The following is a 26,029-nucleotide window of genomic DNA, read 5'->3' on the forward strand; positions in this document are numbered from 1 at the left end:
GGGTCAGCCGAGCGCCGCCAGCGCCTCGTCCAGCGCCCGGCGCAGCAGCCGCCCGTCCGGTGCCGCGGCGGTCACCAGGGCGGCCGGACCGGCGAGCGGGACGAGGGCGGCTCCCTCACCCACCGTCCGGGGCGCGACCGGCTCGACAGCGTACTCCGGCCGGACCAGGACGAGTTGTCCCACGGCCCGGTGTCCTCCGAGGACGGCCGGTCCGTCCCAGCCGCCCGGCGCGCCGGGCCCGCAGTTCAGTTCCTGGTCGAGCACGGTCCGCCCGGAGATCCGTACCGCGAGACGGCTGGTGAGACGTCCGGGTTCCTCGCCCGCGCGTCCGAGCACCTGCTCCTCGCGCAGCACGAGCCGGGCCGTCGGCGCCAGGTCGACGCGGGTGGTGACGTGCAGATCGCTGCCCCGGGCGGAGATCAACTGCTCGGGCAGCCAGCGCAGTTCTCCCCCGTCGTCGACCGTGAGCCGTACGTCGTACCGGGCCTCGCCCTTGCTCTGGCCCGGCAGCGCGATCGTGGCGGCGGCCGACCCGACCCGCAGCCGGGCTCCGGGACACACGTGTGCCTCGACCGTGAAGTGGTCGCCGCCGAGCGGGCCGCTCATCGCGCCGACGAGCACGACCCGCGCCTCACCGGACTCCGAGCGGGTGCGCCGCAGGGCGAGCGGGCCCTCGCCCGCGAGGACGGGCAGGGACGTGCCGTGCCGGCCGCCGTCCCCGGCGACGATCCGTGCGGTGGCCCGAACGCCGGCGGCGGTCACGCGGTCCACGCGGCCAGCCGGGCCCGCACCCAGTCGGCGACCTCCCGCACGCCGTCCTCGCCGCGCAGGGACTGCAGGACGACCGGCAGCCCGGCGCGGGCCGCCTCGGCGTCGGCGGCCATCCGCGCCAGGTCGGAGCCGACGTACGGGGCGAGGTCGGTCTTGTTGACGACGAGCAGGTCGGCGGTGGTCACACCGGGGCCGCCCTTGCGCGGGACGTCGTCGCCGCCCGCGACGTCGATCACGAAGATCTGCGCGTCGACGAGTCCCCTGGAGAAGGTGGCGGTGAGGTTGTCCCCGCCGGACTCCACGAGGACGAGGTCCAGCGGGCCCACCGTGTCCTCCAGGTCCTCGACCGCCTCCAGGTTGGCCGAGATGTCGTCCCGGATGGCCGTGTGCGGGCAGGCGCCCGTCTCCACGGCCATGATCCGCTCGGGCGGCAGGACGGCCTCGCGCAGCAGGAACTCGGCGTCCTCGCGCGTGTAGATGTCGTTGGTGACGACGGCGAGGGAGAGCTCGTCGCGCAGGACCCGGCAGAGCGCGGCGACGGTGGCGGTCTTCCCGGACCCGACGGGTCCGCCGAGGCCGACCCGCAGGGCCCGGCGCCTGCCGTCGGGCCGGTGCGCGTCGGCGCCGACCGCGGGACCGGTGTGCGGACGGGCGTGGTCGAGATGCATGAGGGCGGCTCCAGGACGGGCTCGGGACGAGGACTCGGGACGAGCACTCGGAGGGGAGGGACGGAATACAGGGAGGGACGGAACAGGGAGAGAGGGACGGACTCAGGAAGCGAAGAGGCGCACCGGCCAGGCGGCGTGCTCCTCCGCGCCGATCTCCAGCAACGGCGCCGAGGCGGCGGGAAGTTCGTCGGCGCCGCCCTCCGGCACGCGCCGCGCCGCCGCGACCGCGCGGTCCACGGTGCGGTCCAGTTCCGGCGCGAGCCGGGCCAGCACCGCCGTGGCGTCGAAGGGATCCAGACTCAGCAGGCGCACGGTGGCCGTGGCCGGACCGCTGACGCTCTCGTACGCCGCGCAGTACGCCGCGTCCTCGGGTGCGAGCCCCGCCGTCCGTGCCACGAGCCCGAGCACCACGGGCTGGTGCGCACCCTTCGGGAACGCCCCTGCCAGTGCGTCGAGTTCCGGCGACGGCCAGGTGGCGCGGGCCGCCCGCGTCAGCTGCCGCCCCAGTCTGCGGGCGGCGTTCCGCAGCGCCGGGGACGGTGTCCGCGCGTCCGCGGCGGCGTCCAGTTCCCCGGGGTCGCAGCCGAGCGCGGCCGCCGCGGCGAGGGCGGCGGCGACCAGCCCCGCCGTGTGGAGCCGGCCGCGGCAGAAGTCCTCCAGGCTCGCGGCACCGGTGACGCGCCCGGCCCGGACGGCCGCCTCGGCGCCGCCGGAGTGCGCGTGCCCCCCGGCGGGAAAGCGGCCGTCGGCCAGGACGAGAAGCGCTGCCCTGGCCATCAGAACAGGAAGTAACGCTGGGCCATGGGCAGTTCGGCCGCCGGGGCCGCCTCGACCAGCTCCCCGTCGATGTGCACGGCGAAGCTGTCGGGGTCGACGTGGACCCGGGGCCGCGCGTCGTTCTCGCGCATGTCCGCCTTGGTCACCCGGCGGGTCGACTCGATCGCGACGAACCGCTTGCCGAGCTGGAGCCGCTCCGGCAGCCCGTCCTCGATCGCGAGCGGTGCCGTGAAGTTGACCGAGTTGGCCGCGGGCGCCCGCCCGAACGCCCCGAACATCGGCCGGGGCAGCACCGGCTGCGGCGTCGGGATGGAGGCGTTGGCGTCGCCCATCTGCGCGTACGCGATCTGCCCGCCCTTGATGACGAGGTGCGGCTTGACGCCGAAGAACGCCGGTTCCCACAGCACCAGATCGGCGAGCTTGCCGGTCTCGACGGAGCCGATCTCGCGGGCCAGGCCCTGGGCGAGCGCCGGGTTGATCGTGTACTTGGCGACGTAGCGGCGCACCCGGTGGTTGTCGGCACGTCCGTCGCCCGGCAGCGCGCCCCGGCGCCGCTTCATCACGTGCGCGGTCTGCCAGGTGCGCAGGACGACCTCGCCGACCCGGCCCATGGCCTGGGAGTCGGAGGAGATGATGGAGATGGCGCCCAGGTCGTGCAGGATGTCCTCCGCGCCGATGGTCGACGGGCGGATCCGCGACTCCGCGAAGGCCAGGTCCTCGGGCACCGCCGGGTTCAGGTGGTGGCACACCATCAGCATGTCGAGGTGTTCCTCGGCGGTGTTGACGGTGAAGGGGCGCGTCGGGTTCGTCGAGCTGGGCAGCACGTGCGGTTCGGAGACCACGGTCATGATGTCCGGGGCGTGTCCGCCGCCCGCGCCCTCGGTGTGGTACGCGTGGATGCCGCGGCCGCCGATCGCGGCGAGGGTGTCGCCCACGAACCCGGCCTCGTTCAGCGTGTCCGTGTGGATGGCGACCTGGATGCCCGTCCGGTCGGCGACGGTGAGCGCTGCGTCGATGACGGCGGGCGTCGATCCCCAGTCCTCGTGCAGTTTCAGGCCCAGCGCCCCGCCGCGGATCTGGGAGAGCATCGCCTCGTGCGAGACGGTGTTGCCCTTGCCCAGCAGGCCGATGTTGAGCGGGTGGGCCTCCAGCGCCTCCAGGACGCGGGCCAGATGCCAGGGGCCGGGCGTCACGGTGGTCGCCTTCGAGCCCTCCGCGGGCCCGGTGCCGCCGCCGACGAGGGTGGTGATGCCCGCGGCGAGCGCCTCGTCGGCGATCTGCGGGCAGATGAAGTGCACGTGCGCGTCGATGGCCCCGGCGGTGAGGATCCGCCCGTTGCCCGCGACGACCTCGGTCTCCGGGCCGAGCACCAGGTCGGGGTGGACCCCGTCCATGGTGTCGGGGTTGCCCGCCTTGCCGATGCCGGTGATCCGCCCGTCGCGGATGCCGACGTCGGCCTTGACGATCCCCCAGTGGTCGACGACGACGACCCCGGTGATCACGGTGTCGGGGGTGCCGTCCGCCCGGGTGGCGCGGGACTGGCCCATGGACTCGCGGATGACCTTGCCGCCGCCGAAGACGGCTTCGTCCCCGGCGAGCCCCGGGCCGCCGGAGCGGTCCTCCTCGATCTCGATCAGGAGGTCGGTGTCGGCGAGCCGGATGCGGTCGCCGGTGGTGGGGCCGAACAGGTCGGCGTAGGCGGCGCGCGAGATCTCAGGCATCGAGGGCGCCTCCGGTCTCCCCGCGCAGCCCGGGCACCACACGGGCGCCGGCGAGCGGCACGAGCTCGACGTCGACGGGGATGCCGGGCTCGAAGCGCACGGCGGTGCCCGCGGCGACGTTCAGCCGCTTGCCGCGGGCCGCGGTACGGTCGAAGTCCAGGCCGGGGTTGGCCTCGGCGAAGTGGTAGTGGGAGCCGACCTGGACCGGCCGGTCGGCCGCGTTGAGGACGGTCAGCCGGGTGACCTCGCGGCCCTCGTTGCAGACGATCGGCCCCTCGGCGAACAGGATCTCTCCGGGAATCACCGGCGCCCCCTCAGACGATCGGCTCGTGGACGGTGACGAGCTTGGTGCCGTCCGGGAAGGTGGCCTCCACCTGGACGTCGTGGATCATCTCCGGGATGCCCTCCATGACGTCGTCCCGGGTCAGCAGCTTGCGTCCGGACGCCATCAGCTCGGCGACGGTGCGCCCGTCGCGGGCGCCCTCGAGGATGTGCGACGTGATGAGCGCGATCGCTTCGGGGTGGTTCAGTCTCAGCCCGCGGGCCCGGCGCTTCTCGGCCACGTCGGCCGCCACGTGGATGAGCAGCCTCTCTTGTTCGTGCGGGGTCAGTTGCACGTGCCCACCTCACAGTCCTCGCTCCGGACCGTGCGGGGTCCGGTTGCCGCGGCCACCGCTACGGGGACAGGTGTAACACACGGACGAACTGCGCGATCTTCGGCAATCCGGACGGAAAAACCCCAGGTGGCGTGGAGGGGCAGGTTAGTTCGCCGGAGTTTCGGCGACGTTAACCGGACCTTGGGCTCCTCATGACCGGGAGCCGGTCCGTTCGTTACGCGCCCCCACGCGCGGGCGCCGCGTCGCCGTTACCGGGCGTCCGGCCCCCGGTGCTCGGCCGTGATGCCGAAGCGCTGCCGCTCCCGGGGCGCGGACGGCAGATCACGAACCCGGGAGACCGCGCTGGCCACCTGCCCGTCGGCGGACTGCGCGGCGGACTCGTCCAGTTCCTCGAGCCGTTCGAGGTCGGCGGCCGAGACCAGGGCGACCAGCGGCTTGCCGTGCCGCGTGACCACCACGCGCTCACCGCCGTACACCACCCGGTTGATCAGGTCGGCGAGTTCAGCCCTGGCTTGCGTCACCGGAATCTCGTAGGCCATACCTCCAGCCTACGGGCCTTTCCGTCCGGCTTCAGCGCTCGCGCCCGCCGCCCCGGAAGCGCAGGGCGCGCCGGCCGAGCGCCTTCCTGAGCTCGTCCAGCTCGGGGTCCGGCAGGGCGCCGCCCTGCGCGAACTTCAGCACGTGCTCGGCGACCGTGCGCACCTTGGTGTTGGTGTGCTGGGAGACGTCCCGCAGGACCTGCCAGGCGTCCTCGGGCGCGATCCGGCCGAGGGTCACCACGGCCCCGATGGCCTGGTCGATGACGGCTCGCGAGGTCAGGGCGCACGTCAGCTGGGCGACCTCCTCGCGCAGCAGCTCGTTCTCCCGCGCCAGGCCGGAGACGGGCAGCCGCGGGCGGGGGTGCCGCCGGGAAATCTCGGAGAACGCCATGGCAGTCCCCTGGGTGGTCGAGAGGCCGTGCCCCCAGCTTCGCGCAGGAGGGCGCCGAGCACGACCCGACGCCCGCCCGCCGGGCCGGCGACCCCCCACAGACTTACGTACGTCCTGTACATTTTTTACAGACAGCAGCTCTGCCGGCCACGGCCTGTCGCATGGAGGGGTACGTCATGATCCGACCGTCCGCCCGCTACGTCCTGCCGGAGTTCACCGAGCACACCAGTGCCGGCCGGCGGACCCTGGATCCGTACTCCAAGCTGCTCGAGGAGCGGATCGTCCTCCTCGGCACCCCGGTCGACGACACCTCGGCGAACGACGTGGCGGCGCAGTTCATCCACCTCGAACACCAGTCCCCCGACCGGGACATCTCGCTGTACCTGAACTCCCCCGGCGGCTCGTTCACCGCGGCGACGGCCATCTACGACACGATGCGCTTCGTGACCTGCGACGTGGAGACGATCTGCCTGGGCCAGGTCGCCTCGTCCGCCGCGCTGCTGCTGGCGGCGGGCACCCCGGGCAAGCGGTACGCGCTGCCGGGCGCGCGTGTGGTCCTCGACCAGCCCGCGCTGCCCGAGCCGACGGAGGGTCAGGCGTCCGACCTGGCCATCCGGGCCGAGGAGCTGCTGCGGACCCGGGCCCGTCTGGAGGAGCTGCTCGCCCGGCACACCGGGCGGACGCCGGAGCAGGTACACGCGGACCTCGAACGGACGACGGTCCTCGACGCCCGGGGCGCGCTGGAGTACGGGCTGGTGGACCGGATCGTCGAGAGCCGCAAGGGGCCCGTCACCACACCGGACGCGAGGTGACCCTCCGATGCTGCCTCCCGAGCTGCCGCCGCTGCCCGCACTGACGCGCGCGGAGGCCGAGCTGATCGACCGTTACCTGGACGCCGTCGATCTGCTGGGCCGCGTCAACCCCGCCCGTCACGAGGGCACCTACCGGGCCCTGAGAGCCGCTCAGGCGCTCGCCCGCAAGGCGATCGAGCTTCGCGACGCCCTCGCGCTGATGCACGAGCGGGGTGAGACGGAACTGCACTCGGACACCCTGGCGCGGGCGCTGCGCGTGCTGGACGGCGAGCGGCGCACGGCCCGGGTCACGCTGCCGTCGGACTGACCCGGCGGGCGCCGCCGCGCTCCGCGGGCCGCCATGTCCGCGCTCCGCACGGGACGTTGGCGGCCGAACCGAAACGGGCCGAACGGGTTACCGCTCAATGGCGTAAGTGCCGCTGCTTTTTCCGGGCCCTCCGAGTTGCGCAACACGCGCGCCCGGTTGGCGGAATGACCCCTTCCGGCGCTGGTCCGAGGGTCGTCAGGGGGCGAGACATTCATTCGATCGCGTGAGTGTCCACCCGAACGGGTGAGTGGTGAGTAACAACACAAATCCCCGATTCCGTTGGGATTTTCGGACATGAGTAGGTGAAGATCCCTGTCTGACGACAAGCCCCCGCCACAGCGGCGGGGCGGTCCGGGCGGACGCCGAGTCCTGCCGCCGCCCGGATGACCGGTCGACAGAAGTGCATCGGCAGGAGTGGAGGACCCAAGCACGACGGGTCGCCGGAACGGTCACACCATGGCCGGGCCGAGCAGCCCTTGGGGTGAAGCCGCGGCAACGCGGCCGGGCTACTTCGCCAGCCCGAATCCGACAGGTCATCCTTCACAGGCGGTTGACGAAGGGTTGCGCATGACTGCGCTCAATCGTGTCCCGTCGCTGATGGCCCGGGCCGGCACCGCCTCGGCGCTGACCATCGCCGCCGTGGGCGGCTCCATCGTGGTACCGGGCGTCGCCACCGACGCCGCGGCCGCCACGACGGCGACGAAGGCCCTCCAGGTCGCGGCCTCCAAGAAGGGTGCCCCCTACAAGTGGGGCGCGTCGGGCCCGCGGAGGTTCGACTGCTCGGGGCTGACCCTCTACTCGTTCAAGAAGGCGGGCAAGAAGCTGCCCCGCACCGCCGCCCAGCAGTACAACAAGACCCACCACATCTCCGCGAAGAGCCGCCGGGCCGGGGACCTGGTGTTCTTCCACTCGGGCTCGAACGTGTACCACGTCGGCATCTACGCGGGTCACAACAAGATCTGGCACGCACCGAAGTCCGGGGACGTGGTGAGGCTGGAGAGGATCTGGACGAGGAGCGTCTGGTACGGCCGGGTCAGCTGACCCTCCTGGAGACGGTGACGGCGCCCTGGGCGCCGTCGCCACCCGCCGGGGCGCCCGGCGCCCCGGCTCCGCCACGGCCCGCGCCGACCGCTCCGCACCGCCTCCGCAGGCCCCGGAGGGCCCCAGCCCCCGCGAGTCCCCCGGTGGGCCCGCTCTGTCCGGCCTCCGCGGGCCGCCGGCCTACGGCTCCTGCTGACCGGCGGCCGGGACCGGACCCGGACGGACCCGCGCCGTCCACGGAAGCTCGACGCAGACGGTCTTGCCGCCTTCGCGGGTGGGCCGCACGGTCATACTGCCGCCACACTCGACGGTGAGCCACCGGATGATCACCATGCCCCGGCCGTTGTCCTGCTGGACGGCGGCCGGGAGTCGTTTCGGGAACCGCGGGTGGCTGTCGGTGACCCCGATGCGCAACTGCTCCTCGCGGGCGAGCACCAGGTCCACCGTGAAGGTGGGCGACTGCCCGAACGTGTGCTGCACGGCGTTGGTGGCGAGTTCGGACACCATGAGGCGGACGGTGTCGGCGGTCTCCGAGTCCGACGGCAGGCCCCACTCCGCCAGGGTTCCCACCACGAAGGCGCGGGCCGCGGCGACCGAGGCCGGACCGCTCGGCAGAGTGACGGATGCTTCCAGATGGTCTGCCATGGCGACGTCGTCCCTTTCCCACGGGACCGCAGTCCGACACGGAGCGGATGGTTCGAGTACGGTCCCGGACTGGTGCTTCGTCGTCAGACTGCCATTACCGCGTCGCTCGCGGTGGCGATCCACCAGGATATGCATATATCTGTCGCTCGAAGCGGTGAACTCTGCGACGGCAGAGCGTATTTGGGCGGCCCGGAGGGAGTAGGTGGGAGCGCATGCAGAACGGTCCCGCGGTGCGCCGTCGGAAACTGGGCGCCGAACTGCGCACTCTGCGCACCGGTGCGGGTCTCACCAGCGGTGAGGCGGCCCGGCTGGTGGGCTGGCACCAGTCGAAGGTAAGCCGGATCGAGACCGGCGCCAGTGGGGTCAAACCGGCCGACGTGCGGTTGCTTCTGGACGCGTACGCCGTCGCGGACGCCCAGCTGCGCGAGCTGCTGATGGCGCTGGCCGGGTCCGAGGACCGCGGCGGCCGACATCACTGGTGGCACGCGTACCGCGGTGTACTGCCGCCCACCTACCGGGACTTCATCAGCCTGGAGTCCCAGGCGAGCGGGATGCGCACGCTGGAGACCTCGGTCGTCCCCGGACTGCTCCAGACCCCCGAATACGCCCGCGCGGTGACCCGTGCCGCCGTCGAGGGGCTCGACGACGAGCGCCTGGACGCGCTGGTGGAGGTGCGACTGGCCCGGCAGGACGTGCTGCGCGCGCGGCCGCCGCTAGAACTGGCCGCGGTGCTGGACGAGGCCGTGCTGCGCCGGGAGGTCGGCGGACCCGAGGTGATGGCGCGGCAGCTGAACCGGCTGGTGGAGGCGGCCCGGCTGCCCCAAGTGCGGCTCCAGGTACTGCCGTTCGGCGCCGGGGCGCACGTCGGCATCACCGGGCCTTTCGTTGTCTTCTCATTCCTGAGCACTTCTGATCTGGATGTGGTTGTTCTCGACCACTTGACGAGTAGCCTCTACCTCGAACGGAAAGAAGACCTAGAGGCCTACACCGAGGCCTTCAACACCCTTCAAATCCACGCCCTTTCCCCCGAGGACTCGTTGGATTTCATCGCCGCGATGGGTGAGGGCGCCTAACAGCGCTGGGAGGCACCATGTCTGCTCTGCCTCGGAACGTACCCTCCAGTACCGATCTGCACGGCGTGCGATGGCTGCGCAGCAGCTACAGCACGGGAGCGAACAACTGCGTCGAGACGGCCACGCCGCGCTCCGGCCCCGGAACCGGCCTGCTCGCGGTGCGCGACTCGAAGGACCCGGCCGGGCCCGCGCTGCTCTTCTCCCCCGAGAGCTGGGCGGGGTTCCTCACCGCGCTGCGGTGACGGCCCCCCGTACCCCCCGGACGTACACCCCGTACCCCCGAACCGACTGACCACGTCCGCATCGCGCGAGAAACGGCCGTGTCACGCCGACTCATGGTCGCGTCTCGCCGATCACCCGAACAGCGCGTTCGATCTGCGCCGCGGAGAGGTCCGCGCGGGCGGTCAGCCTGAGCCGTGAGATGCCGTCGGGCACGGAAGGAGGACGGAAGCAGCCCACGGCCAGGCCCGCCGCACGGCAGTCGGCCGCCCACCGCACGGCCCCCTCCGGGGACGGTGCCCGTACGGAGACGACCGCGGCGTCCGGACGTACCGCCTGATGGCCCTCGGCGGTCAGGCGGGCGTGCAGCTCCGCCGCCACCGCGCGTGCCCGCGCCGCCCGCTCCGGCTCCCGGCGCAGCAGCCGCAGCGCCGCCAGGGCGCCGCCCACCGCCGCGGGGGCGAGCCCGGTGTCGAAGATGAACGTGCGGGCCGCGTTGACCAGATGGTCGATCACCCGGGCGGGCCCGAGCACGGCGCCGCCCTGGCTGCCGAGCGACTTGGACAGCGTGACCGTCACGACCACGTCGTCGGCGCCCGCGAGTCCCCCCGCGTGCGGGGCGCCGCGCCCACCGGCGCCGAGCACGCCCAGGCCGTGCGCGTCGTCGACGACCAGCCCGGCGCCGTACTCCCGGCAGGCCGCGGCGAGCCCCGTCAGCGGGGCCGCGTCGCCGTCGACCGAGAAGACGGTGTCCGACACGACCACCGCGGGCCCGTCGTGCGTGCCCAGGGCCTTGCGCACGGCCTCCGGGTCGGCGTGCTCCACGACCTGGGTGGTGCCACGGGCCAGCCGGCAGCCGTCGATCAGCGAGGCGTGGTTGCCCGCGTCGGAGACGATCAGCGAGCCGTGCGGGGCGAGCGCGGTGACCGCGGCGAGGTTGGCGGCGTACCCGGAGGAGAAGACCAGCGCCGCCTCGAAGCCGCAGAAGTCGGCCAATTCCCGTTCGAGTTCCGTGTGCAGCTCGGTGGTGCCGGTGACCAGCCGCGAGCCGGTGGCGCCGCCGCCCCAGGTACGGGCCGCGTCCGCCGCCCCCTCCGTGACCTCCCGGTGGTGCGCCAGCCCCAGGTAGTCGTTGCTCGCGAGATCCAGCAGCGGCGACTCGGCCGGACGGGGCCGCAGGGTCCGGACGAGTCCGGCGCGGCGGCGCGCCCGGGCCTGCTCGTCGATCCAGCCGAACGCCATGGGTCCTCCGGGGCTTTTGTAGGCAGTGGACAGACCCTAGCGGCGCGGCCGACACCCCATGGTGTGGCAATACCCACACGTCGATCCGTCTCTGTTGTGCAAACTCTCCTTGGCCCCGGGCACTCCCGTAGGACAGGATCGGCTCTCATGGACCTGCTGAACACGCTGGTGGACAAGGGGCTTCGGCGCGAGCTGCCGACCCGCGAGGAAGCTCTGGCCGTGCTGGCCACCTCCGACGACGACCTGCTCGATGTGGTGGCCGCGGCCGGAAAGGTACGCCGCCACTGGTTCGGCCGACGGGTGAAGCTCAACTATCTCGTCAACCTCAAGTCCGGCCTGTGCCCCGAGGACTGCTCCTACTGCTCCCAGCGGCTGGGCTCCAAGGCGGACATCCTCAAGTACACCTGGCTCAAGCCGGACGAGGCGTCCCAGGCGGCCAGCGCCGGGCTGGCCGGGGGCGCCAAGCGGGTCTGCCTGGTGGCTAGCGGGCGCGGCCCGACGGACCGGGACGTGGACCGGGTCTCCCAGACCATCAAGGCCATCAAGGACCAGAACGAGGGCGTCGAGGTGTGCGCCTGCCTCGGCCTGCTCTCCGACGGCCAGGCCGAGCGGCTGCGCGAGGCCGGCGCCGACGCCTACAACCACAACCTCAACACCTCCGAGGCGACGTACGGCGACATCACCACCACCCACACCTACGCCGACCGGGTGGACACGGTGCAGAAGGCGCACGCGGCCGGGCTGTCCGCCTGCTCCGGTCTGATCGCCGGCATGGGCGAGAGCGACGAGGACCTCGTCGACGTGGTCTTCTCGCTGCGCGCGCTGGACCCGGACTCCGTTCCGGTGAACTTCCTGATCCCGTTCGAGGGCACCCCCCTCGCCCAGGAGTGGAACCTCAGCCCGCAGCGCTGCCTGCGGATCCTGGCCATGACGCGGTTCGTCTGCCCGGACGTGGAGGTGCGCATCGCGGGCGGCCGCGAGGTCCATCTGCGCCACATGCAGCCGCTGGCCCTGCACCTGGCCAACTCCATCTTCCTCGGCGACTACCTCACCAGCGAGGGCCAGGCGGGCAAGGCCGACCTGGAGATGATCGCGGACGCCGGGTTCGAGGTGGAGGGCGCCGAGCAGGTCACGCTGCCGGAGCACCGCGCGACGGCCGGCGGCGGCTGCGGCTCGCACGAGAGCGCGGGCGCGGGCTGCGGTGCGCACGCGGGTGCCGGGCACGAGTCCGGCGAGGGCGTGGACGCGGGCGCGGGCTGCGGGTCCCACGAGGGCGGCGGCTGCGGGTCCCACGAGGGCGGCGGGGTCTGCGGTACCGCCCCGGCGTCGGCGCCGGCCGCTGGTGAGCCTCGCACCGACCTGGTCGCCGTACGCCGCCGGGGGGCCGGAACGGACCTCGCGCCCAATGCCTGATCCGTCCGGCCGGCGCGTGCCCGACCTGCTGGAGCTGGACCGGCGGCACGTGTGGCATCCGTACGGCCCGATGCCCGGCCGGCAGGAGCCGCTCGTCGTGGAGTCGGCGAGCGGGGTGCGGCTGACGCTCGCCGACGGCGCGGGCGAACTGGTCGACGGCATGTCGTCGTGGTGGTCGGCGATCCACGGCTACAACCACCCGGTGCTCAACGAGGCGGCCCGCGCGCAGCTGGCGCGGATGAGTCATGTGATGTTCGGCGGGCTCACCCACGAACCCGCCGTCCGGCTCGCGAAGCTCCTTGTCGACATGTCGCCTGAGGGACTCGAGCATGTCTTCCTCGCCGACTCCGGTTCGGTGTCGGTCGAGGTGGCGGCCAAGATGTGCCTGCAGTACTGGCGCTCGCTCGGCCGCCCGGACAAGCGGCGGCTGCTCACCTGGCGGGGCGGCTACCACGGCGACACCTGGCAGCCGATGTCCGTGTGCGACCCCGAGGGCGGGATGCACGAGCTGTGGACCGGGGTGCTGCCGCGTCAGGTGTTCGCGGACGCGCCCCCGGCCGGGTACGAGGAGGCCTACGCCGCCCATCTGGGCGAGCTGATCGAGCGGCACGCCGACGAGCTGGCCGCCGTCATCGTCGAGCCGGTGGTGCAGGGCGCGGGCGGGATGCGGTTCCACTCCCCCGCCTATCTGCGGGTGCTGCGCGAGGCGTGCGACGCCCATGACGTATTGCTGGTGTTCGACGAGATCGCGACCGGGTTCGGGCGCACCGGCGCCCTGTTCGCGGCGGAGCACGCTGCCGTGACACCGGACGTGATGTGTGTGGGCAAGGCGCTGACCGGTGGCTATATGACGATGGCGGCCACCCTGTGCACCGCGCGCGTGGCCGACGGGATCTCGCGCGGCGAGGTGCCGGTGCTGGCGCACGGCCCGACCTTCATGGGCAATCCGCTGGCGGCGGCGGTGGCGTGCGCGTCGATCGAGCTGCTGCTCGGCCAGGACTGGCGGGCGGAGGTCAAGCGCATCGAGACGGGACTGCGGGACGGGCTCGCTCCCGCCGCGGACCTCGAAGGAGTCCGCGACGTACGGGTCCTGGGCGCCATCGGGGTGGTGCAGCTCGACCACGACGTCGACATGGCGGCGGCGACGCGGGCCGCGGTGCGCGAGGGTGTGTGGCTGCGGCCCTTCCGGGACCTGATCTACACGATGCCGCCGTACGTCACGGACGACGCGGATCTGGCACGCGTCGCGCGCGCGGTGTGCGCGGCGGCGCGGGAGGGATGACATGCCGGTACTGGTGATCACGGGCACGGGCACGGAGGTCGGCAAGACGGTCACGACGGCCGCCGTGGCCGCCGCCGCGGTCGCGGCGGGCCGGTCGGTGGCCGTGCTCAAGGCCGCCCAGACCGGCGTGGGGCCCGACGAGCGCGGCGACGCAGACGAGGTGGCGCGGCTGGCGGGGCGCGTGACCGCCCGCGAAACCGCCCGCTATCCGGAGCCGTTGGCGCCCGCGACGGCCGCGCGGCGGTCCGGACGGCCGCCGGTCCGTCCGCAGCAGGTGGCCGAGGCCGCCGCCAAGCTGGCCACCGAGCACGACCTGGTGCTGGTCGAGGGCGCGGGCGGACTGCTCGTACGGTTCGACGAGGCGGGCGGCACGCTCGCGGACGCGGCCCGGCTGCTGCGGGCGCCGGTCCTCGTCGTCGCGTCGGCCGGGCTGGGCACGCTGAACACCACGGAGCTGACGGCGCGTGAACTGCGGACCCGGGAGCTGGACCTGCTGGGCGTCGTGATCGGCAGCTGGCCCGAGGAACCCGATCTCGCCTCGCGCTGCAACCTCGCCGACCTGCCCCACGTGGCCGGGGCGCCCCTGCTCGGCGCGCTGCCCGCGGGCGCCGGCACCCTCGCCCCCGACGCCTTCCGGGCAGCGGCCCCGAACTGGCTGGCGCCCCGTCTCAACGGCCGCTGGGAGGCGGAGTCCTTCACGACACGGGAGGCACCGGCGCCGTTGGCGTAGCGGGGCTCCCGCCTCAGGAGCGCCGGTAAAGGCGGGCCCGTCGCCCCGGATGCGCCGGTGCACGAGGGGAGAGGTGCCCGGCCCGTCGGCGTCGCCGGGCTCCCGCCCCCGGCGGCGACGGTACAGCCGGGCGTTCGCCCCGGGGAGGCCAGCACGGGGGGGCGTCCTCCCAGGAGCGCCGGTGCAGCCGGGCGTTCGCCCCGGGGGCCGGTACAACCGGGCCTTCGCCCGAGGGACGCCGGTACGGCGGGGCATCCTTCCAGGGGCGCCTGTACAGCTGGGTGTTCGCCTCGGAGACGTCGGTCCGCGGGGTCCGGCGGGACTGCGGGGCCGAGGGACCTCGCGCTCCCGCGCTCTCGCGGGCCCGCCGGTCGTTTCGGGCCGTCGGTGCGGACGGGCGTGTGGCGCGGCCCTGCGGGGGACAATCTCCGTAGCCCCGTCCTGTCCGGGAGGTCGCCATGCGGCTGCGGTCCACCGGTTCCGGCAAGCCGGCCCGGGATCCCGTCCACCATCCGCTGTTCGCCCGCTACTACGCCCGCGTCAGCGTGGCCGCCGAGACCCGGCTGGGCATGGCCGGGGTGCGCGAGAGGCTGCTCGCCGGGCTGACCGGGCGCGTCATCGAGATCGGCGCGGGCAACGGCCTGAACTTCGCGCACTATCCGGGCACGGTCTCGGAGGTCGTCGCGATCGAACCGGAACGCCTGCTGCGCCGGCACGCCGTGCGGGCCGCGCTGCGCGCCGACGTCCCGGTCGACGTGGTGCCGGGCGCCGCGGAGGCGCTGCCGGTGAAGAGCGAGGCCTTCGACGCGGTGGTGCTCGCGCTGGTGCTGTGCAGTGTGCGCGACGTGCCGCGCGCCCTCGCCGAGGCGCGGCGGGTGCTGCGGCCGGGCGGCGAGGTGCGGTTCTTCGAGCACGGCAGGGGCGGCGGCCCGGCCATGAGGCTCACCCAGCGGGCGCTGGACCGCACCCTGTGGCCGCCGCTGAGCGGTGGCTGCCATCTGGCCCGCGACCCGGTCGCCGCCCTGCGCGACGCCGGGTTCCGGCTCGGCCCCTACCGCCGAGTCCTGATGCCGGAGAAGGGTCCGGCGCTGCCCACCTCGTACTGCGTGCTGGGCACCGCCTGGCGCCCTGGGACCGGCACACCCACCGCCCGGAACTGACCACAGGCCACGGACCCGACGGCCATCTCGGCCCGCTCCCACCCCTCGGCCGCGGTCTTCGCCGTCCCCACCGTCATTGCCGTCTCCACCGCCTTCGCCGTCCCCACCGTCTTCGCCGTCCCCACCGTCTTCGCCGTCCCCACCGCCTTCGCCGTCCCCACCGTCTTCGCCGTCAGCCTCGGACACCCCGTCACGGCCCGCATCGTCCGCTCCGGACCCCCGCCACGGCCGTCGTCGCCCGCTCCGGGCACCCCGCGGCGGCCTTCGCCCTCCGCTCCGGGTCCCCACGACGGCCGTCGCTACCTCCGGACACCGGACCGCGCCCTCATCGTCCGCTCCGGCCCCCTCGGCGCGGACGGCATCGTCATGCCCCGTGCCGCTGGGCGCGGACCCCTCGGCGCGGACGACGCCGTAAGCCCCCGTCCCCCTCGGCGCGGACGACGTCGTACCCCCCGCACCGCTCGCGCGCCGACGCCCCCCTCCGGGCCCGGACCCGGCCGCCTCGGCTCAACGGGGGATATCGGACGGGGGATACCGGCTGTGGACCCGGTCACACTACGCTCGGCCGGGGACAAAGCAGTACATGAGCCAGAACGTGCAGGGTCGCAGGATCACCGAGGAGGCCGCCGTGCCCACACCCGCTGCGCCGGACGGGGCGCCGGCCGACCGGATCGCGGCCCGCGCCCGAGGCCTGACCAAGGCGTACGGCTCGGGCGAGACCACCGTGCTCGCGCTGGACTCGGTGGACGTGGACATCGCGCGCGGGAGGTTCACCGCGGTCATGGGCCCGTCCGGCTCCGGGAAGTCCACCCTGATGCACTGCCTGGCCGGGCTCGACACCGTGTCCGCGGGGCAGGTGTGGCTCGGCGGCACCGAGATCACCGGGCTCAAGGACCGGGAGCTGACCCGGCTGCGGCGGGACCGGATCGGGTTCATGTTCCAGTCGTTCAACCTCATCCCCACGCTGGACGCGCTGGAGAACATCACCCTTCCGATGGACATCGCGGGCAAGCGGCCCGATCCGAAGTGGCTGGACCAGGTCATCGACACACTGGGCCTGCGGGACCGGCTCGGGCACCGGCCCGCCCAGCTCTCCGGCGGCCAGCAGCAGCGCGTCGCCTGCGCGCGGGCGCTCGCCTCGCGCCCCGAGCTGATCTTCGCGGACGAGCCCACCGGAAACCTCGACTCGCGGGCCGGTCTCGAGGTGCTCGGATTCCTGCGCGGCGCCGTCGACCGGCTCGGCCAGACGGTCGTCATGGTGACCCACGACCCGGGCGCCGCCGCCCACTCCGACCTGGTGCTCTTCCTCGCCGACGGGCGGATCGTGGACGAGATGGAGCATCCGACGGCGGAGGCGGTGCTGGAGCGGATGAAACGGTTCGACGTGATCCGGGGCCGGCTGGACGGGGACGCCGCCGTACCCGAGGAGGCCTGACCCGTGCTCAAGGCGACGCTCCGCAGCTTCCTCGCCCACAAGGGGCGGCTGCTGCTCTCGGCCCTGGCCGTGATCCTGTCCGTGGCGTTCGTCGCGGGCAGCCTGATCTTCTCCGACACGGTCGCCCGCACCTTCGACCGCCTCTTCGCCTCGACCTCCGCCGATGTGACGGTGGAGCCGAAGCGGGACCTGAGGTCGTCCGTGCCGACCGGCGCGGTGCAGACCGTGCCCGCCGCGCTCGCCGGGCGGCTGGCGAAGGTCGACGGGGTCGCGGCGACCCATGTGGACGCGGCGATCCAGAACGTGGTGGTGGTCAACGGCAGGAACGAGCCCGTCGGGCCGACCACGGGTGCCCCGACCATCGCCTCGAACTGGGAGCCCACCCGGCGCAGCCCGGTCCGGCTGACCTCGGGTCACGCCCCGCACGGCGGCGGTGAGGCCCTCCTGGACGCCGACACGGCCCGGCACCGGAGCGTGCGGGTCGGGGACGTGCTGACGGTGCAGGCGCCGCCGGGCACGTTCCGGGTGCGGGTGGTCGGCATCGCCACCTTCACCACCACCAACCCCGGCGCCGCCCGGCTCTTCCTCGACACGCCGACCGCGCAGACCCGGCTGCTCGGCTCCCCGGACCGGGCCACGAGCATCTCGGTCGACGCGGCGAAGGGGGTCACCGACGCCGGGCTCAAGAGCCGCCTCGCCTCGGCGGTCGGCAGCGGCGCCTACGACCTGCGGACGGCCGCCGAGCACGCCAAGTCGGCCGCTGCCGACCTCGGCGGGTTCCTCAAGGTCATCAAGTACGTCATGCTCGGCTTCGCCGGGATCGCGGTGCTCGTCGGCATCTTCCTGATCGTCAACACCTTCTCGATGCTGATCGCTCAGCGCACGCGCGAGCTGGGCCTGCTGCGCGCCCTGGGGGCCGACCGGCGGCAGGTGCGCCGGTCGGTGCTGACCGAGGCGGTGCTGCTCGGCCTGGTCGGCTCGACGCTGGGCCTCGCGGCGGGTATCGGGCTGGCGGCCGGGCTGATCAGGCTCATGGGCGCCTTCGGCATGAACCTGAAGACCACCGAGATGGTCATCGGGTGGACCACTCCCCTCGCCGCGTACGTCGTCGGCGTCGGCGTCACCTTCGTGGCGGCCTATCTCCCGGCCCGGCGCGCAGCGGCCGTCTCCCCCATGGCCGCCCTGGCGGAAGCCGAGGTCGCCGGTGCGGGGCGCCCGTTGCGGGTGCGGGCGGTGGTCGGCGCGGTCCTCGGGGCGGCCGGCGCGGCCTCGCTGGCGGGCTGCGCGCTCGCCGACCGGACCGCGACCGCCGCCTCCCTGCTGGGGCTCGGGGTCGTCCTCACCCTCGTCGCGACCGTGATCGCCGGACCGCTCCTGGTCCGTCCGCTGATCCGGGTGCTGGGCGGGGCGTTCCCCGCGCTGTTCGGCTCGATCGGCCGGATGAGCCAGCGCAACGCGCTGCGCAATCCGCGCCGTACGGGTGCCACCGCGGCGGCCCTGATGGTCGGCCTGGCCCTGGTCGGCGGGATGTCGGTGGCCAGCGCCTCGATGAACCGGTCCTTCGACCACCAGATCGACAAGACGCTCGGTGCCGACTTCGTGGTGCAGAACCGCAACTTCCTGCCGTTCTCGCGGGAGGTCACGGACCGGGTGCGCGGCACGCGGGGCGCCGGCACGGTCGTACGGCAGAGGTTCGCGGCGGTGGCGGTGCGGCTGCCGGACGGCAGGCGGGTGGAGACGACCGCGTCCGGGTACGACCCGCGGCTGGACGCCGTCGCCCACCTCACGTACGCGGCCGGTGACACGGCGGCCGCGCTGGCCGGCGGGCACGTCGCCATGGACTCCGGTTTCGCGCGCGAGCACCGGGTGCGGCTGGGCAGCGTGCTGCCCTTCGAGTTCCAGGGCGGGCGCCGCACGCGGCTGACCGTGAGCGCGCTGACCGACCAGGACAACGCCCAGGGGTTCGGGGTGCAGGGCGGGGTGTACTTCGGCCTGGACACGGTGGAGAGGTTCGTGCCGGGCACGCCGGACGCGGCCCTGTACGTGAACGCGGCCCCCGGCACGGGCGCCGGTGAGCTGCGCTCCCGGCTGGAGAGGACCCTCGCCTCATATCCGCAGGTGCAGGTCCGCGACCAGGCCGACTACAAGAAGCTGGTGCACGACCAGATCGCGGTGCTCCTCTACCTCGTCTACGCGCTGCTGGGGCTCGCGATCGTGATCGCGGTGCTGGGCGTGGTGAACACCCTCGCCCTGTCGGTGGTGGAGCGGACCCGGGAGATCGGGCTGCTGCGCGCCATCGGACTCGCCCGCCGGCAGCTGCGCCGGATGATCCGGCTGGAGTCGGTGGTGATCGCGGTGTTCGGCGCGGTGCTCGGGCTGGGGCTCGGCCTGGTCTGGGGCCTGTGCGTCCAGCGGGTGCTGGCGCTGCAGGGCATGAAGGCGCTGGCGATCCCGTGGGGCACGATCGTGGCGGTGGTGATCGGCTCGGCGGTCGTCGGGGTGGTGGCGGCCTTGCTGCCCGCGTTGCGTGCGTCGCGCATGAATGTGCTGGCGGCCATCGCGCACGAGTGATGGAATCGCGGCGGAAGCCGGAATCGCCTTTCATCGGGGGAAGTTCATGCCGCGTCCGTTCCGCTTCGGGGTCAATCTGCTGGAGCCCGCGCCCGGCCGCGAGTGGCGGGCCAAGTGCCGCCGGGCGGAGGAGCTCGGCTACGACGTGATCCTGGTCCCCGACCACCTCGGGATGCCGGCGCCCTTCCCGGCGCTGGTGGCCGCCGCCGAGGCGACCGAGCGGCCGCGGCTGGGCACGTTCGTGCTCAACGCCGGCTTCTGGAATCCGGCGCTGCTGGCCCGCGAGGTCGCGACGACCGACGCCCTGACGGGCGGCCGCCTCGAACTGGGCCTGGGCACCGGATACGTACAGGCGGAGCACGAGAGCTCCGGCCTGCCCTGGGGCTCCCCGCGCGTACGCGTCGACCACCTGCGGCACACGGTCGAGGAGCTGGACCGGCTGCTCGGCTCCCCGGAGCACCGGCCGCGGCCGGTCCAGCGGCCCGGGGTTCCGCTGCTGATCGGCGCCAACGGGGACCGGATGCTGCGCCTGACCGCGGAGCACGCCGACATCGCGGCGTTCACGGGCGCGCGGCCGGTGCCGGGCAGCGCCTCCGGGAAGCTCGACCCGATCACCGCGGACCAGCTCGACGAGCGTGTGGCCCGCTACCGGGAGTTCGCGGCCGGCCGCGCGGAGCCCGCGGAGCTCAACCTGCTCGTCCAGCAGGTCGTCGTCACCGACGACCCCGAGGCCGCGGTCCGCCCGCTCCTCGAACGGCTCCCGCACCTGACCGCGGATCAGGTGCTGGCCCTGCCCATCGTCCTGATCGGCACCCTGGAGGAGATCACCGGGCGGCTGCGGGCGTATCGCGAGCGGTTCGGCTTCTCGTACCTGACGGTCCTGGAGCCGTCCATGGAGGCCTTCGCCCCGGTGCTCCGGGCGCTGCGGGACTGAACCGGACCGAGGCCGAACACTTCTTTGCCCATCCTTTACTCTTGGAGGATCACTCGGTTCTCCATGAAAGGTTGTGAGCGTCCGCCGATGGGCGAGCCTCCCTGTGCGCGACCCCGCGCGCTTCCGACTGCCCTGTCCGACCATGGGACAGGGGTGACCCGATGACCGAAGTGCTCCTGCTGCTCGTGGCGATCCTGCTGTCCCTGGCCTGCGGCGCCTTCGTCGCGGCCGAGTTCTCGCTCACGACCGTCGATCGCGGCGCCCTCGAGCGGGCGGCCGAGCGGGGCGAGCGCGGTGCCGCGGGCGCCCTCAAGGCCGCACGGAATCTGACGTTCCAGCTCTCCGGCGCCCAGCTCGGCATCACCGTCACCAACCTGGTGGTCGGCATGCTCGCCAAGCCGTCGATCGCCACGCTGATCGCGGGCCCGCTGGAGTCGCTCGGCATGTCCGGCTCCGCGGCGGCGTCGGTGGCGCTGGTGCTGGGCACGGCCCTGTCCACGGTGTTCCTGATGGTCGTCGGCGAGCTGGTGCCCAAGAACTGGGCGATCTCCTCGCCGCTGCCGGTGGCCAAGCGGGTGGGGAACCCGCAGCGCTGGTTCAGCGCCGCCTTCCGCCCCTTCATCACCCATCTCAACAACACGGCGAACCGGGTGGTGCGCCGTCTCGGCGTGGAGCCCGCCGAGGAGCTGGCCTCCGCGCGCGGCCCCCAGGAGCTGGCCGCGCTCGCCCGGCACTCCGCCCGGGTGGGCGCGCTGGAGGCGGACACCGCCGAGCTGTTCGTCCGCACGCTCAACCTCGCCGACCTGACCGCGGAGAACGTGATGACACCGCGCGTGCAGGTGGTCGCCCTGGAAGCGCAGGCGACCTGCGAGGACGTGGCGAACGCGACCCGGGCGACCGGGCTCTCCCGCTTCCCCGTCTACCGGGGAAGCCTGGACTCGGTGGCGGGCGTCGCGCACATCAAGGACTGCCTGGCGGTGCCCGCGGAGCGGCGCAGGCTCATGCCCGTCTCCGAGATCATGCGCGAGCCCCTGCTGGTCCCCGAGTCGCTGACCGTCGACCGGCTGCTGGACCGCCTCTCGGGCAAGCGCACGATGGCGGTCGTCATCGACGAGTACGGCGGCACGGCGGGCGTCGCGACGCTGGAGGACATCGTCGAGGAGGTCGTCGGCGAGGTGCGGGACGAGCACGACCCGCACGAGACGCCCGACCTCGCCCCCGCCGGGGCCGACGAGGAGGGCCGCGCCCTGTACTCGGCGGACGGCTCCGCGCGCGTCGACCAGCTCGCCCGGGTCGGCCTGCGGGTGCCGGAGGGCCCGTACGAGACCCTCGCCGGCCTCGTCGCCACCGAGCTGGGCCGGATACCGCGGACCGGGGACACCCTGGAGGTCGCCGGGTGGCGGCTGGACGTGGTGGACGCGACCGGGCACCGCGCCGCGCGCGTCCTGCTGCACGCACCGCTCGACGACGCACCGCACGAGGGCCTGGACGGCCGCCGGGAGCGGTGGGAGCCGAAGCACGAGGCGAGGCACGAGGCGAAGGGGGACGGCCGGTGACCGCCGTGCAGATCCTGATCGGTCTGGCGACCCTGGTCGTCAACGCCTTCTTCGTGGGCGCCGAGTTCGCGCTGATCTCGGTGCGCCGCAGCCAGGTCGAGCCGTACGCCGAGGAGGGCGACCGGCGCGCGAGGAGCGTGCTGTGGGGGCTGGAGCACGTGTCCGCGCTGCTGGCCGCCGCACAGCTCGGCATCACGCTGTGCACGCTGGTCCTCGGTGTGGTCGCCGAGCCCGCCATCGCGCATCTGCTGGAGCCGGTGTTCCACACGCTGGGCGTGCCGTCGGGTGCGGGCCACGCGGTGTCGTTCGTGATCGCGCTGACGCTGGCGACCTATCTGCACATGCTGCTGGGCGAGATGGTGCCGAAGAACATCGCGCTCGCCGAGCCGGTGCGCAGCGCGCTGCTGCTCGGCCCGCCGCTGGTGGCGCTGTCCCGGGCCCTGCGCCCGGTGATCTTCACGGTGAACACCTTCGCGAACGGCCTGCTCAAGCTGTTGCGGGTGGAGACGAAGGACGAGGTCTCGGCGACGTTCACGGACACGGAGCTGGCCCAGATCGTCCGGGACGCCAGCAAGGCGGGCCTCATCGACGACCGGGCGCAGGAGCGGCTGCACGACGCGCTGGAGCTGGGCAGCCGGCCCGTGCGCGACGTGGTGGTCCCGCTGGAACGCGTCGTCCACGCGCGCGTGGGCGTCACTCCGGAGCAGCTGGAGCGGATGTCGGCCGAGTCCGGCTACTCCAGGTTCCCCGTGGTGGACGGGGACGACCGCATCGTGGGCTATCTGCACGTCAAGGACGCCCTGGACGCCTCCCCGCGCGACGAGGCGTTCCGGTTGCAGGACATGCGGCCCATCGCCCGGGTCCGGGAGAGCACACCGCTCGACGACGTGCTCACGGCCATGCGCGGCAGCCGTACGCACCTGGCGGCCGTGCTCGGGGCCGACGGGCGGCTGGCCGGCCTGGTGACCATGGAGGACGTGCTGCGGGAGCTGTTCGGCCAGCAGGTGTGAGCGAGGCCGGGCCGGCGGGGCGTCGGATCCCGGCCGGCGCGGGTGGGTGAGGCAGCCTGCGGGGGGCGAGGGCCGGCCTTGCGCGGGTGGGTGAGGCCCGGCCGGCGGGGGTGGGCGAGGCTTTCCGCGCGGGGGCGCGGAGGCGGACCGACCGCTTGGTATGGCCGTTCCCGCGCGGGATACCATCGCTCACGCCATGCAGACGAATCCCACGTACACCAGCCTGGTCGCGGTCGGCGACTCCTTCACCGAGGGCATGTCGGACCTGCTCCCCGACGGTTCCTACCGGGGCTGGGCGGACCTCCTCGCCACCCGGATGGCGTCCCGCACCCCCGGGTTCCGGTACGCCAACCTCGCCGTGCGCGGCAAGCTCATCCAGCAGATCGTCGACGAGCAGGTCGGCGTCGCCGCGGCCATGCGCGCGGACGTGGTGACCCTGGTGGGCGGGCTGAACGACACCCTGCGCCCCAAGTGCGACATGGGCCGGGTCCGGGATCTGCTCACCGAGGCCGTGGAGCGGCTGGCGCCGTCCTGCGAGCGGCTCGTGCTGATGCGCAGCCCCGGCCGCCAGGGCCCGGTCCTGGAGCGCTTCCGGCCGCGCATGGAGGAGCTGTTCGCCTGCGTCGACGAGCTGGCGCAGCGGCACGGCGCGGTGGTGGTCGACCTGTACGGGGCGCCCTCGCTGGCCGATCCGCGCCTGTGGGACGTGGACCGGCTGCACCTCACCGCCGAGGGGCACCGCCGGGTCGCCGAGGGGGTGTGGCAGGCGCTCGGGTACTCCGCCGAGGACCCCGAGTGGCACACGCCCATGCCGCCGACCGCGCCCCTGCACTGGGTCGCCCGCCGGACCGCGGACGTCCGCTTCGCCCGGGAGCACCTGCTGCCCTGGATAGGCCGGCGGCTGACCGGCCGCTCCTCCGGCGACGGCCGCCCGGCGAAGCGCCCCGAGCTGCTGCCGTACGAGGAGCAGGTCCTCTAGCCAGGACGGACACGGGAGCGGCCCGGGCCCGCACGCCCCCCCGCTCCCTCTCGTAGCTTCCGACGAATACCCCCGTGGCGCTGGCCTGCACGAATCGCCAGTAGAATCCGTACACGTGACTTCTGCGCCCGCCAAGCCCCGCATCCCGAACGTCCTCGCCGGACGCTACGCCTCCGCCGAGCTCGCCACGCTCTGGTCCCCCGAGCAGAAGGTGAAGCTGGAGCGGCAGCTCTGGCTCGCCGTGCTGCGGGCCCAGAAGGACCTGGGCATCGAGGTGCCCGACGCGGCGCTCGCCGACTACGAGCGCGTCCTCGACCAGGTCGACCTCGCCTCCATCGCCGAGCGCGAGAAGGTGACGCGGCACGACGTGAAGGCGCGGATCGAGGAGTTCAACGACCTCGCCGGGCACGAGCACGTGCACAAGGGCATGACCTCCCGCGACCTGACGGAGAACGTCGAGCAGTTGCAGATCCGGCTCTCCCTGGAGCTGGTGCGCGACCGCACGGTGGCCGTCCTCGCCCGCCTGGCCAAGGCGGCCGCCGAGTACGGCGAGCTGGTCATGGCCGGCCGCTCGCACAACGTGGCCGCCCAGGCCACCACCCTCGGCAAGCGCTTCGCGACCGCCGCCGACGAGCTCCTCGTCGCGTACGGAAGGGTGGAGGAGCTCCTGGCCCGCTACCCGCTGCGCGGCATCAAGGGCCCGGTCGGCACGGCTCAGGACATGCTGGACCTGCTCGGCGGCGACGCCGCGAAGCTGGCGGAGCTGGAAGGGCGGATCGCCGGGCACCTCGGTTTCTCGCAGGCCTTCACGTCGGTCGGCCAGGTCTACCCGCGCTCCCTGGACTACGAGGTCGTCACGACGCTGGTGCAGCTGGCGGCCGCCCCGTCGTCGCTGGCCAAGACGATCCGGCTGATGGCCGGGCACGAACTGGTCACCGAGGGCTTCAAGCCGGGCCAGGTCGGCTCCTCGGCGATGCCGCACAAGATGAACACCCGCTCCTGCGAGCGTGTCAACGGTCTCATGGTGATCCTGCGCGGCTACGCGTCCATGACGGGCGAGCTGGCGGGCGACCAGTGGAACGAGGGCGACGTGTCCTGCTCGGTGGTGCGCCGCGTCGCGCTGCCGGACGCGTTCTTCGCGCTGGACGGTCTGCTCGAGACCTTCCTGACGGTGCTCGACGAGTTCGGCGCCTTCCCCGCGGTGATCGCCCGGGAGCTGGACCGGTACCTGCCGTTCCTGGCCACCACCAAGGTGCTGATGGGCGCGGTGCGCGCGGGTGTCGGCCGCGAGGTCGCCCACGAGGCGATCAAGGAGAACGCGGTGGCCACGGCACTGGCCATGCGCGAGCAGGGCGCCGAGCGCAACGACCTGCTGGACAAGCTCGCCGCCGACGAGCGCCTCCCGCTGGACCACGAGCAGCTGCGGGCGCTGATGGCGGACAAGCTCTCCTTCACCGGAGCGGCGGCCGACCAGGTCGGCACGGTCGTCGGCCGGGTCGAGGAGATCGTGAAGCGGCACCCGGAGGCGGCGGGATACACCCCGGGAGCGATCCTCTGACGCGCTTCACCCGGACCGAGCTGGAGGCCGCCCGCGACCGCCTCGTCCCCGACGTGGTCGCGGCCGGCCTCCGGGTGCTCTTCTGCGGCATCAACCCCGGCCTGATGACGGCGGCGACGGGCCACCACTTCGCCCGCCCCGGCAACCGCTTCTGGCCGGTGCTGCACCTGTCCGGCTTCACGCCGAGGCTCCTGAGACCGGCGGAGCAGCGGGAGTTGCTGTCGTACGGGCTCGGCATCACGAACGTGGTGGACCGGGCCACGGCGCGGGCCGACGAGCTGACCGCGGAGGAGTACCGCGAGGGCGGGCGGCTGCTGGAGCTGAAGGTCGCGCGGCTGCGGCCGGGATGGCTGGCGGTGGTGGGGGTGACGGCGTACCGGGCGGCCTTCGGCGACCGCACGGCCCAAGTGGGGCCGCAGGAGCGGACCATCGGCGGCACACGCGTATGGGTGCTGCCCAATCCGAGCGGGCTGAACGCGCACTGGACGGCGGAGACGATGGCGCACGAGTTCGCCCGGCTCAGGGCGGCGGCGGAGGCGTAACCGGCCGGGACGCGGATGGCAGGGGGCGGGGCCGGT

At 73.5% G+C, this 26,029-nt stretch carries 27 protein-coding genes and 1 riboswitch; of the genes, 17 read left to right on the top strand and 10 right to left on the bottom strand.

Translation table 11 applies throughout. The annotated features are described in order from the left end of the window. Window positions 1–3: 3 nt before the first annotated feature. The 8 genes from ACIQ9G_RS22670 to ACIQ9G_RS22705 all read right to left on the bottom strand — a co-directional run bounded on the left by ACIQ9G_RS22670 (window position 4) and on the right by ACIQ9G_RS22705 (window position 5,484). Window positions 4–771, bottom strand: a complete 768-nt coding sequence (locus ACIQ9G_RS22670; protein WP_403612366.1) for an urease accessory protein UreD — start codon at window positions 769–771, stop codon at window positions 4–6. Beyond that, complete coding sequence (ureG, locus tag ACIQ9G_RS22675; protein WP_403612368.1) at window positions 759–1,439, bottom strand: urease accessory protein UreG; 681 nt, start codon at window positions 1,437–1,439, stop codon at window positions 759–761. Before ureG ends, ACIQ9G_RS22670 begins: the two co-directional genes overlap by 13 nt. 102 nt (window positions 1,440–1,541) lie before the next feature. After that, complete coding sequence (locus ACIQ9G_RS22680; protein WP_403612370.1) at window positions 1,542–2,216, bottom strand: urease accessory protein UreF; 675 nt, start codon at window positions 2,214–2,216, stop codon at window positions 1,542–1,544. Next, the gene (locus tag ACIQ9G_RS22685; protein WP_403612373.1) at window positions 2,216–3,937 is read right to left on the bottom strand and encodes an urease subunit alpha; all 1,722 of its coding nucleotides are present in this window, start codon (window positions 3,935–3,937) and stop codon (window positions 2,216–2,218) included. Before ACIQ9G_RS22685 ends, ACIQ9G_RS22680 begins: the two co-directional genes overlap by 1 nt. Then, window positions 3,930–4,241 carry an urease subunit beta gene (locus ACIQ9G_RS22690; protein ID WP_403612375.1) on the bottom strand — a complete coding sequence of 104 codons (312 nt, stop codon included), beginning with the start codon at window positions 4,239–4,241 and terminating at the stop codon, window positions 3,930–3,932. Before ACIQ9G_RS22690 ends, ACIQ9G_RS22685 begins: the two co-directional genes overlap by 8 nt. Window positions 4,242–4,251: 10 nt before the next feature. Further along, entirely contained in the window at window positions 4,252–4,554 is a 303-nt protein-coding gene (locus ACIQ9G_RS22695) for an urease subunit gamma (protein ID WP_392193385.1), read from the bottom strand. 248 nt (window positions 4,555–4,802) lie between these two features. Next, on the bottom strand, window positions 4,803–5,093 hold the full coding sequence (locus tag ACIQ9G_RS22700; RefSeq protein WP_403612378.1) for a type II toxin-antitoxin system Phd/YefM family antitoxin: 291 nt from the start codon (window positions 5,091–5,093) through the stop codon (window positions 4,803–4,805). A 31-nt stretch (window positions 5,094–5,124) separates the two neighbouring features. Continuing rightward, the gene (locus ACIQ9G_RS22705; RefSeq protein WP_403612380.1) at window positions 5,125–5,484 is read right to left on the bottom strand and encodes an ANTAR domain-containing protein; all 360 of its coding nucleotides are present in this window, start codon (window positions 5,482–5,484) and stop codon (window positions 5,125–5,127) included. 176 nt (window positions 5,485–5,660) lie between these two features. On the opposite strand from ACIQ9G_RS22705, the gene ACIQ9G_RS22710 reads away from it, so the two are divergent. The 3 genes from ACIQ9G_RS22710 to ACIQ9G_RS22720 all read left to right on the top strand — a co-directional run bounded on the left by ACIQ9G_RS22710 (window position 5,661) and on the right by ACIQ9G_RS22720 (window position 7,644). Next, window positions 5,661–6,296 (top strand): ATP-dependent Clp protease proteolytic subunit, encoded by a 636-nt coding sequence (locus ACIQ9G_RS22710; RefSeq protein ID WP_403612382.1) that lies wholly within the window; start codon window positions 5,661–5,663, stop codon window positions 6,294–6,296. 7 nt (window positions 6,297–6,303) lie between these two features. Next, window positions 6,304–6,603, top strand: a complete 300-nt coding sequence (locus ACIQ9G_RS22715) for a hypothetical protein (protein ID WP_403612385.1) — start codon at window positions 6,304–6,306, stop codon at window positions 6,601–6,603. Between the two features lie 382 nt (window positions 6,604–6,985). Next, window positions 6,986–7,167: riboswitch (cyclic di-AMP (ydaO/yuaA leader) on the top strand. Window positions 7,168–7,170: 3 nt separating this feature from the next. Continuing rightward, a complete protein-coding gene (locus ACIQ9G_RS22720; protein WP_403612387.1) occupies window positions 7,171–7,644 on the top strand; it encodes a C40 family peptidase in 474 nt (157 codons plus the stop codon). Window positions 7,645–7,824: 180 nt separating this feature from the next. Here ACIQ9G_RS22720 and ACIQ9G_RS22725 read toward each other — a convergent pair whose 3' ends face one another. Continuing rightward, window positions 7,825–8,289 carry an ATP-binding protein gene (locus ACIQ9G_RS22725; protein ID WP_403612390.1) on the bottom strand — a complete coding sequence of 155 codons (465 nt, stop codon included), beginning with the start codon at window positions 8,287–8,289 and terminating at the stop codon, window positions 7,825–7,827. A 212-nt stretch (window positions 8,290–8,501) separates the two neighbouring features. On the opposite strand from ACIQ9G_RS22725, the gene ACIQ9G_RS22730 reads away from it, so the two are divergent. After that, entirely contained in the window at window positions 8,502–9,362 is an 861-nt protein-coding gene (locus ACIQ9G_RS22730) for a helix-turn-helix domain-containing protein (protein WP_403612393.1), read from the top strand. Between the two features lie 17 nt (window positions 9,363–9,379). Continuing rightward, complete coding sequence (locus ACIQ9G_RS22735) at window positions 9,380–9,604, top strand: DUF397 domain-containing protein (RefSeq protein ID WP_403612396.1); 225 nt, start codon at window positions 9,380–9,382, stop codon at window positions 9,602–9,604. A 91-nt stretch (window positions 9,605–9,695) separates the two neighbouring features. Here the strand turns inward: ACIQ9G_RS22735 and ACIQ9G_RS22740 are convergent, their stop codons facing one another. After that, a complete protein-coding gene (locus ACIQ9G_RS22740) occupies window positions 9,696–10,823 on the bottom strand; it encodes an 8-amino-7-oxononanoate synthase (RefSeq protein WP_403612399.1) in 1,128 nt (375 codons plus the stop codon). 147 nt (window positions 10,824–10,970) lie between these two features. On the opposite strand from ACIQ9G_RS22740, the gene bioB reads away from it, so the two are divergent. The 12 genes from bioB (at window position 10,971) to mug (ending at window position 25,993) form a co-directional block, all read left to right on the top strand. Beyond that, window positions 10,971–12,236, top strand: a complete 1,266-nt coding sequence (bioB, locus tag ACIQ9G_RS22745) for a biotin synthase BioB (RefSeq protein ID WP_403612402.1) — start codon at window positions 10,971–10,973, stop codon at window positions 12,234–12,236. Further along, entirely contained in the window at window positions 12,229–13,518 is a 1,290-nt protein-coding gene (locus tag ACIQ9G_RS22750) for an adenosylmethionine--8-amino-7-oxononanoate transaminase (protein ID WP_403612404.1), read from the top strand. Before bioB ends, ACIQ9G_RS22750 begins: the two co-directional genes overlap by 8 nt. Before the next feature lies 1 nt (window position 13,519). Beyond that, on the top strand, window positions 13,520–14,248 hold the full coding sequence (gene bioD / locus ACIQ9G_RS22755; protein ID WP_403612407.1) for a dethiobiotin synthase: 729 nt from the start codon (window positions 13,520–13,522) through the stop codon (window positions 14,246–14,248). A 458-nt stretch (window positions 14,249–14,706) separates the two neighbouring features. Beyond that, window positions 14,707–15,408, top strand: a complete 702-nt coding sequence (locus tag ACIQ9G_RS22760; RefSeq protein ID WP_403612410.1) for a class I SAM-dependent methyltransferase — start codon at window positions 14,707–14,709, stop codon at window positions 15,406–15,408. 583 nt (window positions 15,409–15,991) lie between these two features. Then, the gene (locus ACIQ9G_RS22765; RefSeq protein WP_403612413.1) at window positions 15,992–16,843 is read left to right on the top strand and encodes an ABC transporter ATP-binding protein; all 852 of its coding nucleotides are present in this window, start codon (window positions 15,992–15,994) and stop codon (window positions 16,841–16,843) included. A 3-nt stretch (window positions 16,844–16,846) separates the two neighbouring features. After that, complete coding sequence (locus ACIQ9G_RS22770; RefSeq protein WP_403612416.1) at window positions 16,847–19,414, top strand: ABC transporter permease; 2,568 nt, start codon at window positions 16,847–16,849, stop codon at window positions 19,412–19,414. A 46-nt stretch (window positions 19,415–19,460) separates the two neighbouring features. Then, window positions 19,461–20,348 (top strand): LLM class F420-dependent oxidoreductase, encoded by an 888-nt coding sequence (locus tag ACIQ9G_RS22775; protein WP_403612419.1) that lies wholly within the window; start codon window positions 19,461–19,463, stop codon window positions 20,346–20,348. A 161-nt stretch (window positions 20,349–20,509) separates the two neighbouring features. Continuing rightward, a complete protein-coding gene (locus ACIQ9G_RS22780) occupies window positions 20,510–21,904 on the top strand; it encodes a hemolysin family protein (protein WP_403612421.1) in 1,395 nt (464 codons plus the stop codon). Then, complete coding sequence (locus tag ACIQ9G_RS22785) at window positions 21,901–22,914, top strand: hemolysin family protein (protein ID WP_403612424.1); 1,014 nt, start codon at window positions 21,901–21,903, stop codon at window positions 22,912–22,914. The genes ACIQ9G_RS22780 and ACIQ9G_RS22785 overlap by 4 nt, the downstream gene beginning before the upstream one ends. Window positions 22,915–23,110: 196 nt before the next feature. After that, on the top strand, window positions 23,111–23,893 hold the full coding sequence (locus ACIQ9G_RS22790; protein ID WP_403612427.1) for an SGNH/GDSL hydrolase family protein: 783 nt from the start codon (window positions 23,111–23,113) through the stop codon (window positions 23,891–23,893). Between the two features lie 115 nt (window positions 23,894–24,008). Then, window positions 24,009–25,451 (top strand): adenylosuccinate lyase, encoded by a 1,443-nt coding sequence (gene purB, locus ACIQ9G_RS22795; RefSeq protein ID WP_403612429.1) that lies wholly within the window; start codon window positions 24,009–24,011, stop codon window positions 25,449–25,451. After that, window positions 25,448–25,993, top strand: coding sequence for a G/U mismatch-specific DNA glycosylase (gene mug / locus ACIQ9G_RS22800; RefSeq protein WP_403612652.1), 546 nt, complete (start codon window positions 25,448–25,450; stop codon window positions 25,991–25,993). Before purB ends, mug begins: the two co-directional genes overlap by 4 nt. Window positions 25,994–26,029: the final 36 nt, after the last annotated feature.

This window comes from Streptomyces sp. NPDC096152 (assembly GCF_044763235.1).
GTDB lineage: Bacteria > Actinomycetota > Actinomycetes > Streptomycetales > Streptomycetaceae > Streptomyces.

Coding starts and splice junctions, on each gene's coding strand:
- ureG (WP_403612368.1), bottom strand. CDS start 1,439: ATGCATCTCGACCACGCCCGTCCGCACACCGGTCCCGCGGTCGGCGCC.
- ACIQ9G_RS22790 (WP_403612427.1), top strand. CDS start 23,111: ATGCAGACGAATCCCACGTACACCAGCCTGGTCGCGGTCGGCGACTCC.
- ACIQ9G_RS22730 (WP_403612393.1), top strand. CDS start 8,502: ATGCAGAACGGTCCCGCGGTGCGCCGTCGGAAACTGGGCGCCGAACTG.
- ACIQ9G_RS22740 (WP_403612399.1), bottom strand. CDS start 10,823: ATGGCGTTCGGCTGGATCGACGAGCAGGCCCGGGCGCGCCGCCGCGCC.
- ACIQ9G_RS22760 (WP_403612410.1), top strand. CDS start 14,707: ATGCGGCTGCGGTCCACCGGTTCCGGCAAGCCGGCCCGGGATCCCGTC.
- bioD (WP_403612407.1), top strand. CDS start 13,520: ATGCCGGTACTGGTGATCACGGGCACGGGCACGGAGGTCGGCAAGACG.
- ACIQ9G_RS22685 (WP_403612373.1), bottom strand. CDS start 3,937: ATGCCTGAGATCTCGCGCGCCGCCTACGCCGACCTGTTCGGCCCCACC.
- ACIQ9G_RS22710 (WP_403612382.1), top strand. CDS start 5,661: ATGATCCGACCGTCCGCCCGCTACGTCCTGCCGGAGTTCACCGAGCAC.
- ACIQ9G_RS22715 (WP_403612385.1), top strand. CDS start 6,304: ATGCTGCCTCCCGAGCTGCCGCCGCTGCCCGCACTGACGCGCGCGGAG.
- ACIQ9G_RS22680 (WP_403612370.1), bottom strand. CDS start 2,216: ATGGCCAGGGCAGCGCTTCTCGTCCTGGCCGACGGCCGCTTTCCCGCC.
- ACIQ9G_RS22750 (WP_403612404.1), top strand. CDS start 12,229: ATGCCTGATCCGTCCGGCCGGCGCGTGCCCGACCTGCTGGAGCTGGAC.
- ACIQ9G_RS22775 (WP_403612419.1), top strand. CDS start 19,461: ATGCCGCGTCCGTTCCGCTTCGGGGTCAATCTGCTGGAGCCCGCGCCC.
- ACIQ9G_RS22705 (WP_403612380.1), bottom strand. CDS start 5,484: ATGGCGTTCTCCGAGATTTCCCGGCGGCACCCCCGCCCGCGGCTGCCC.
- ACIQ9G_RS22725 (WP_403612390.1), bottom strand. CDS start 8,289: ATGGCAGACCATCTGGAAGCATCCGTCACTCTGCCGAGCGGTCCGGCC.
- ACIQ9G_RS22700 (WP_403612378.1), bottom strand. CDS start 5,093: ATGGCCTACGAGATTCCGGTGACGCAAGCCAGGGCTGAACTCGCCGAC.
- bioB (WP_403612402.1), top strand. CDS start 10,971: ATGGACCTGCTGAACACGCTGGTGGACAAGGGGCTTCGGCGCGAGCTG.
- ACIQ9G_RS22780 (WP_403612421.1), top strand. CDS start 20,510: ATGACCGAAGTGCTCCTGCTGCTCGTGGCGATCCTGCTGTCCCTGGCC.
- ACIQ9G_RS22765 (WP_403612413.1), top strand. CDS start 15,992: ATGAGCCAGAACGTGCAGGGTCGCAGGATCACCGAGGAGGCCGCCGTG.
- ACIQ9G_RS22735 (WP_403612396.1), top strand. CDS start 9,380: ATGTCTGCTCTGCCTCGGAACGTACCCTCCAGTACCGATCTGCACGGC.
- ACIQ9G_RS22720 (WP_403612387.1), top strand. CDS start 7,171: ATGACTGCGCTCAATCGTGTCCCGTCGCTGATGGCCCGGGCCGGCACC.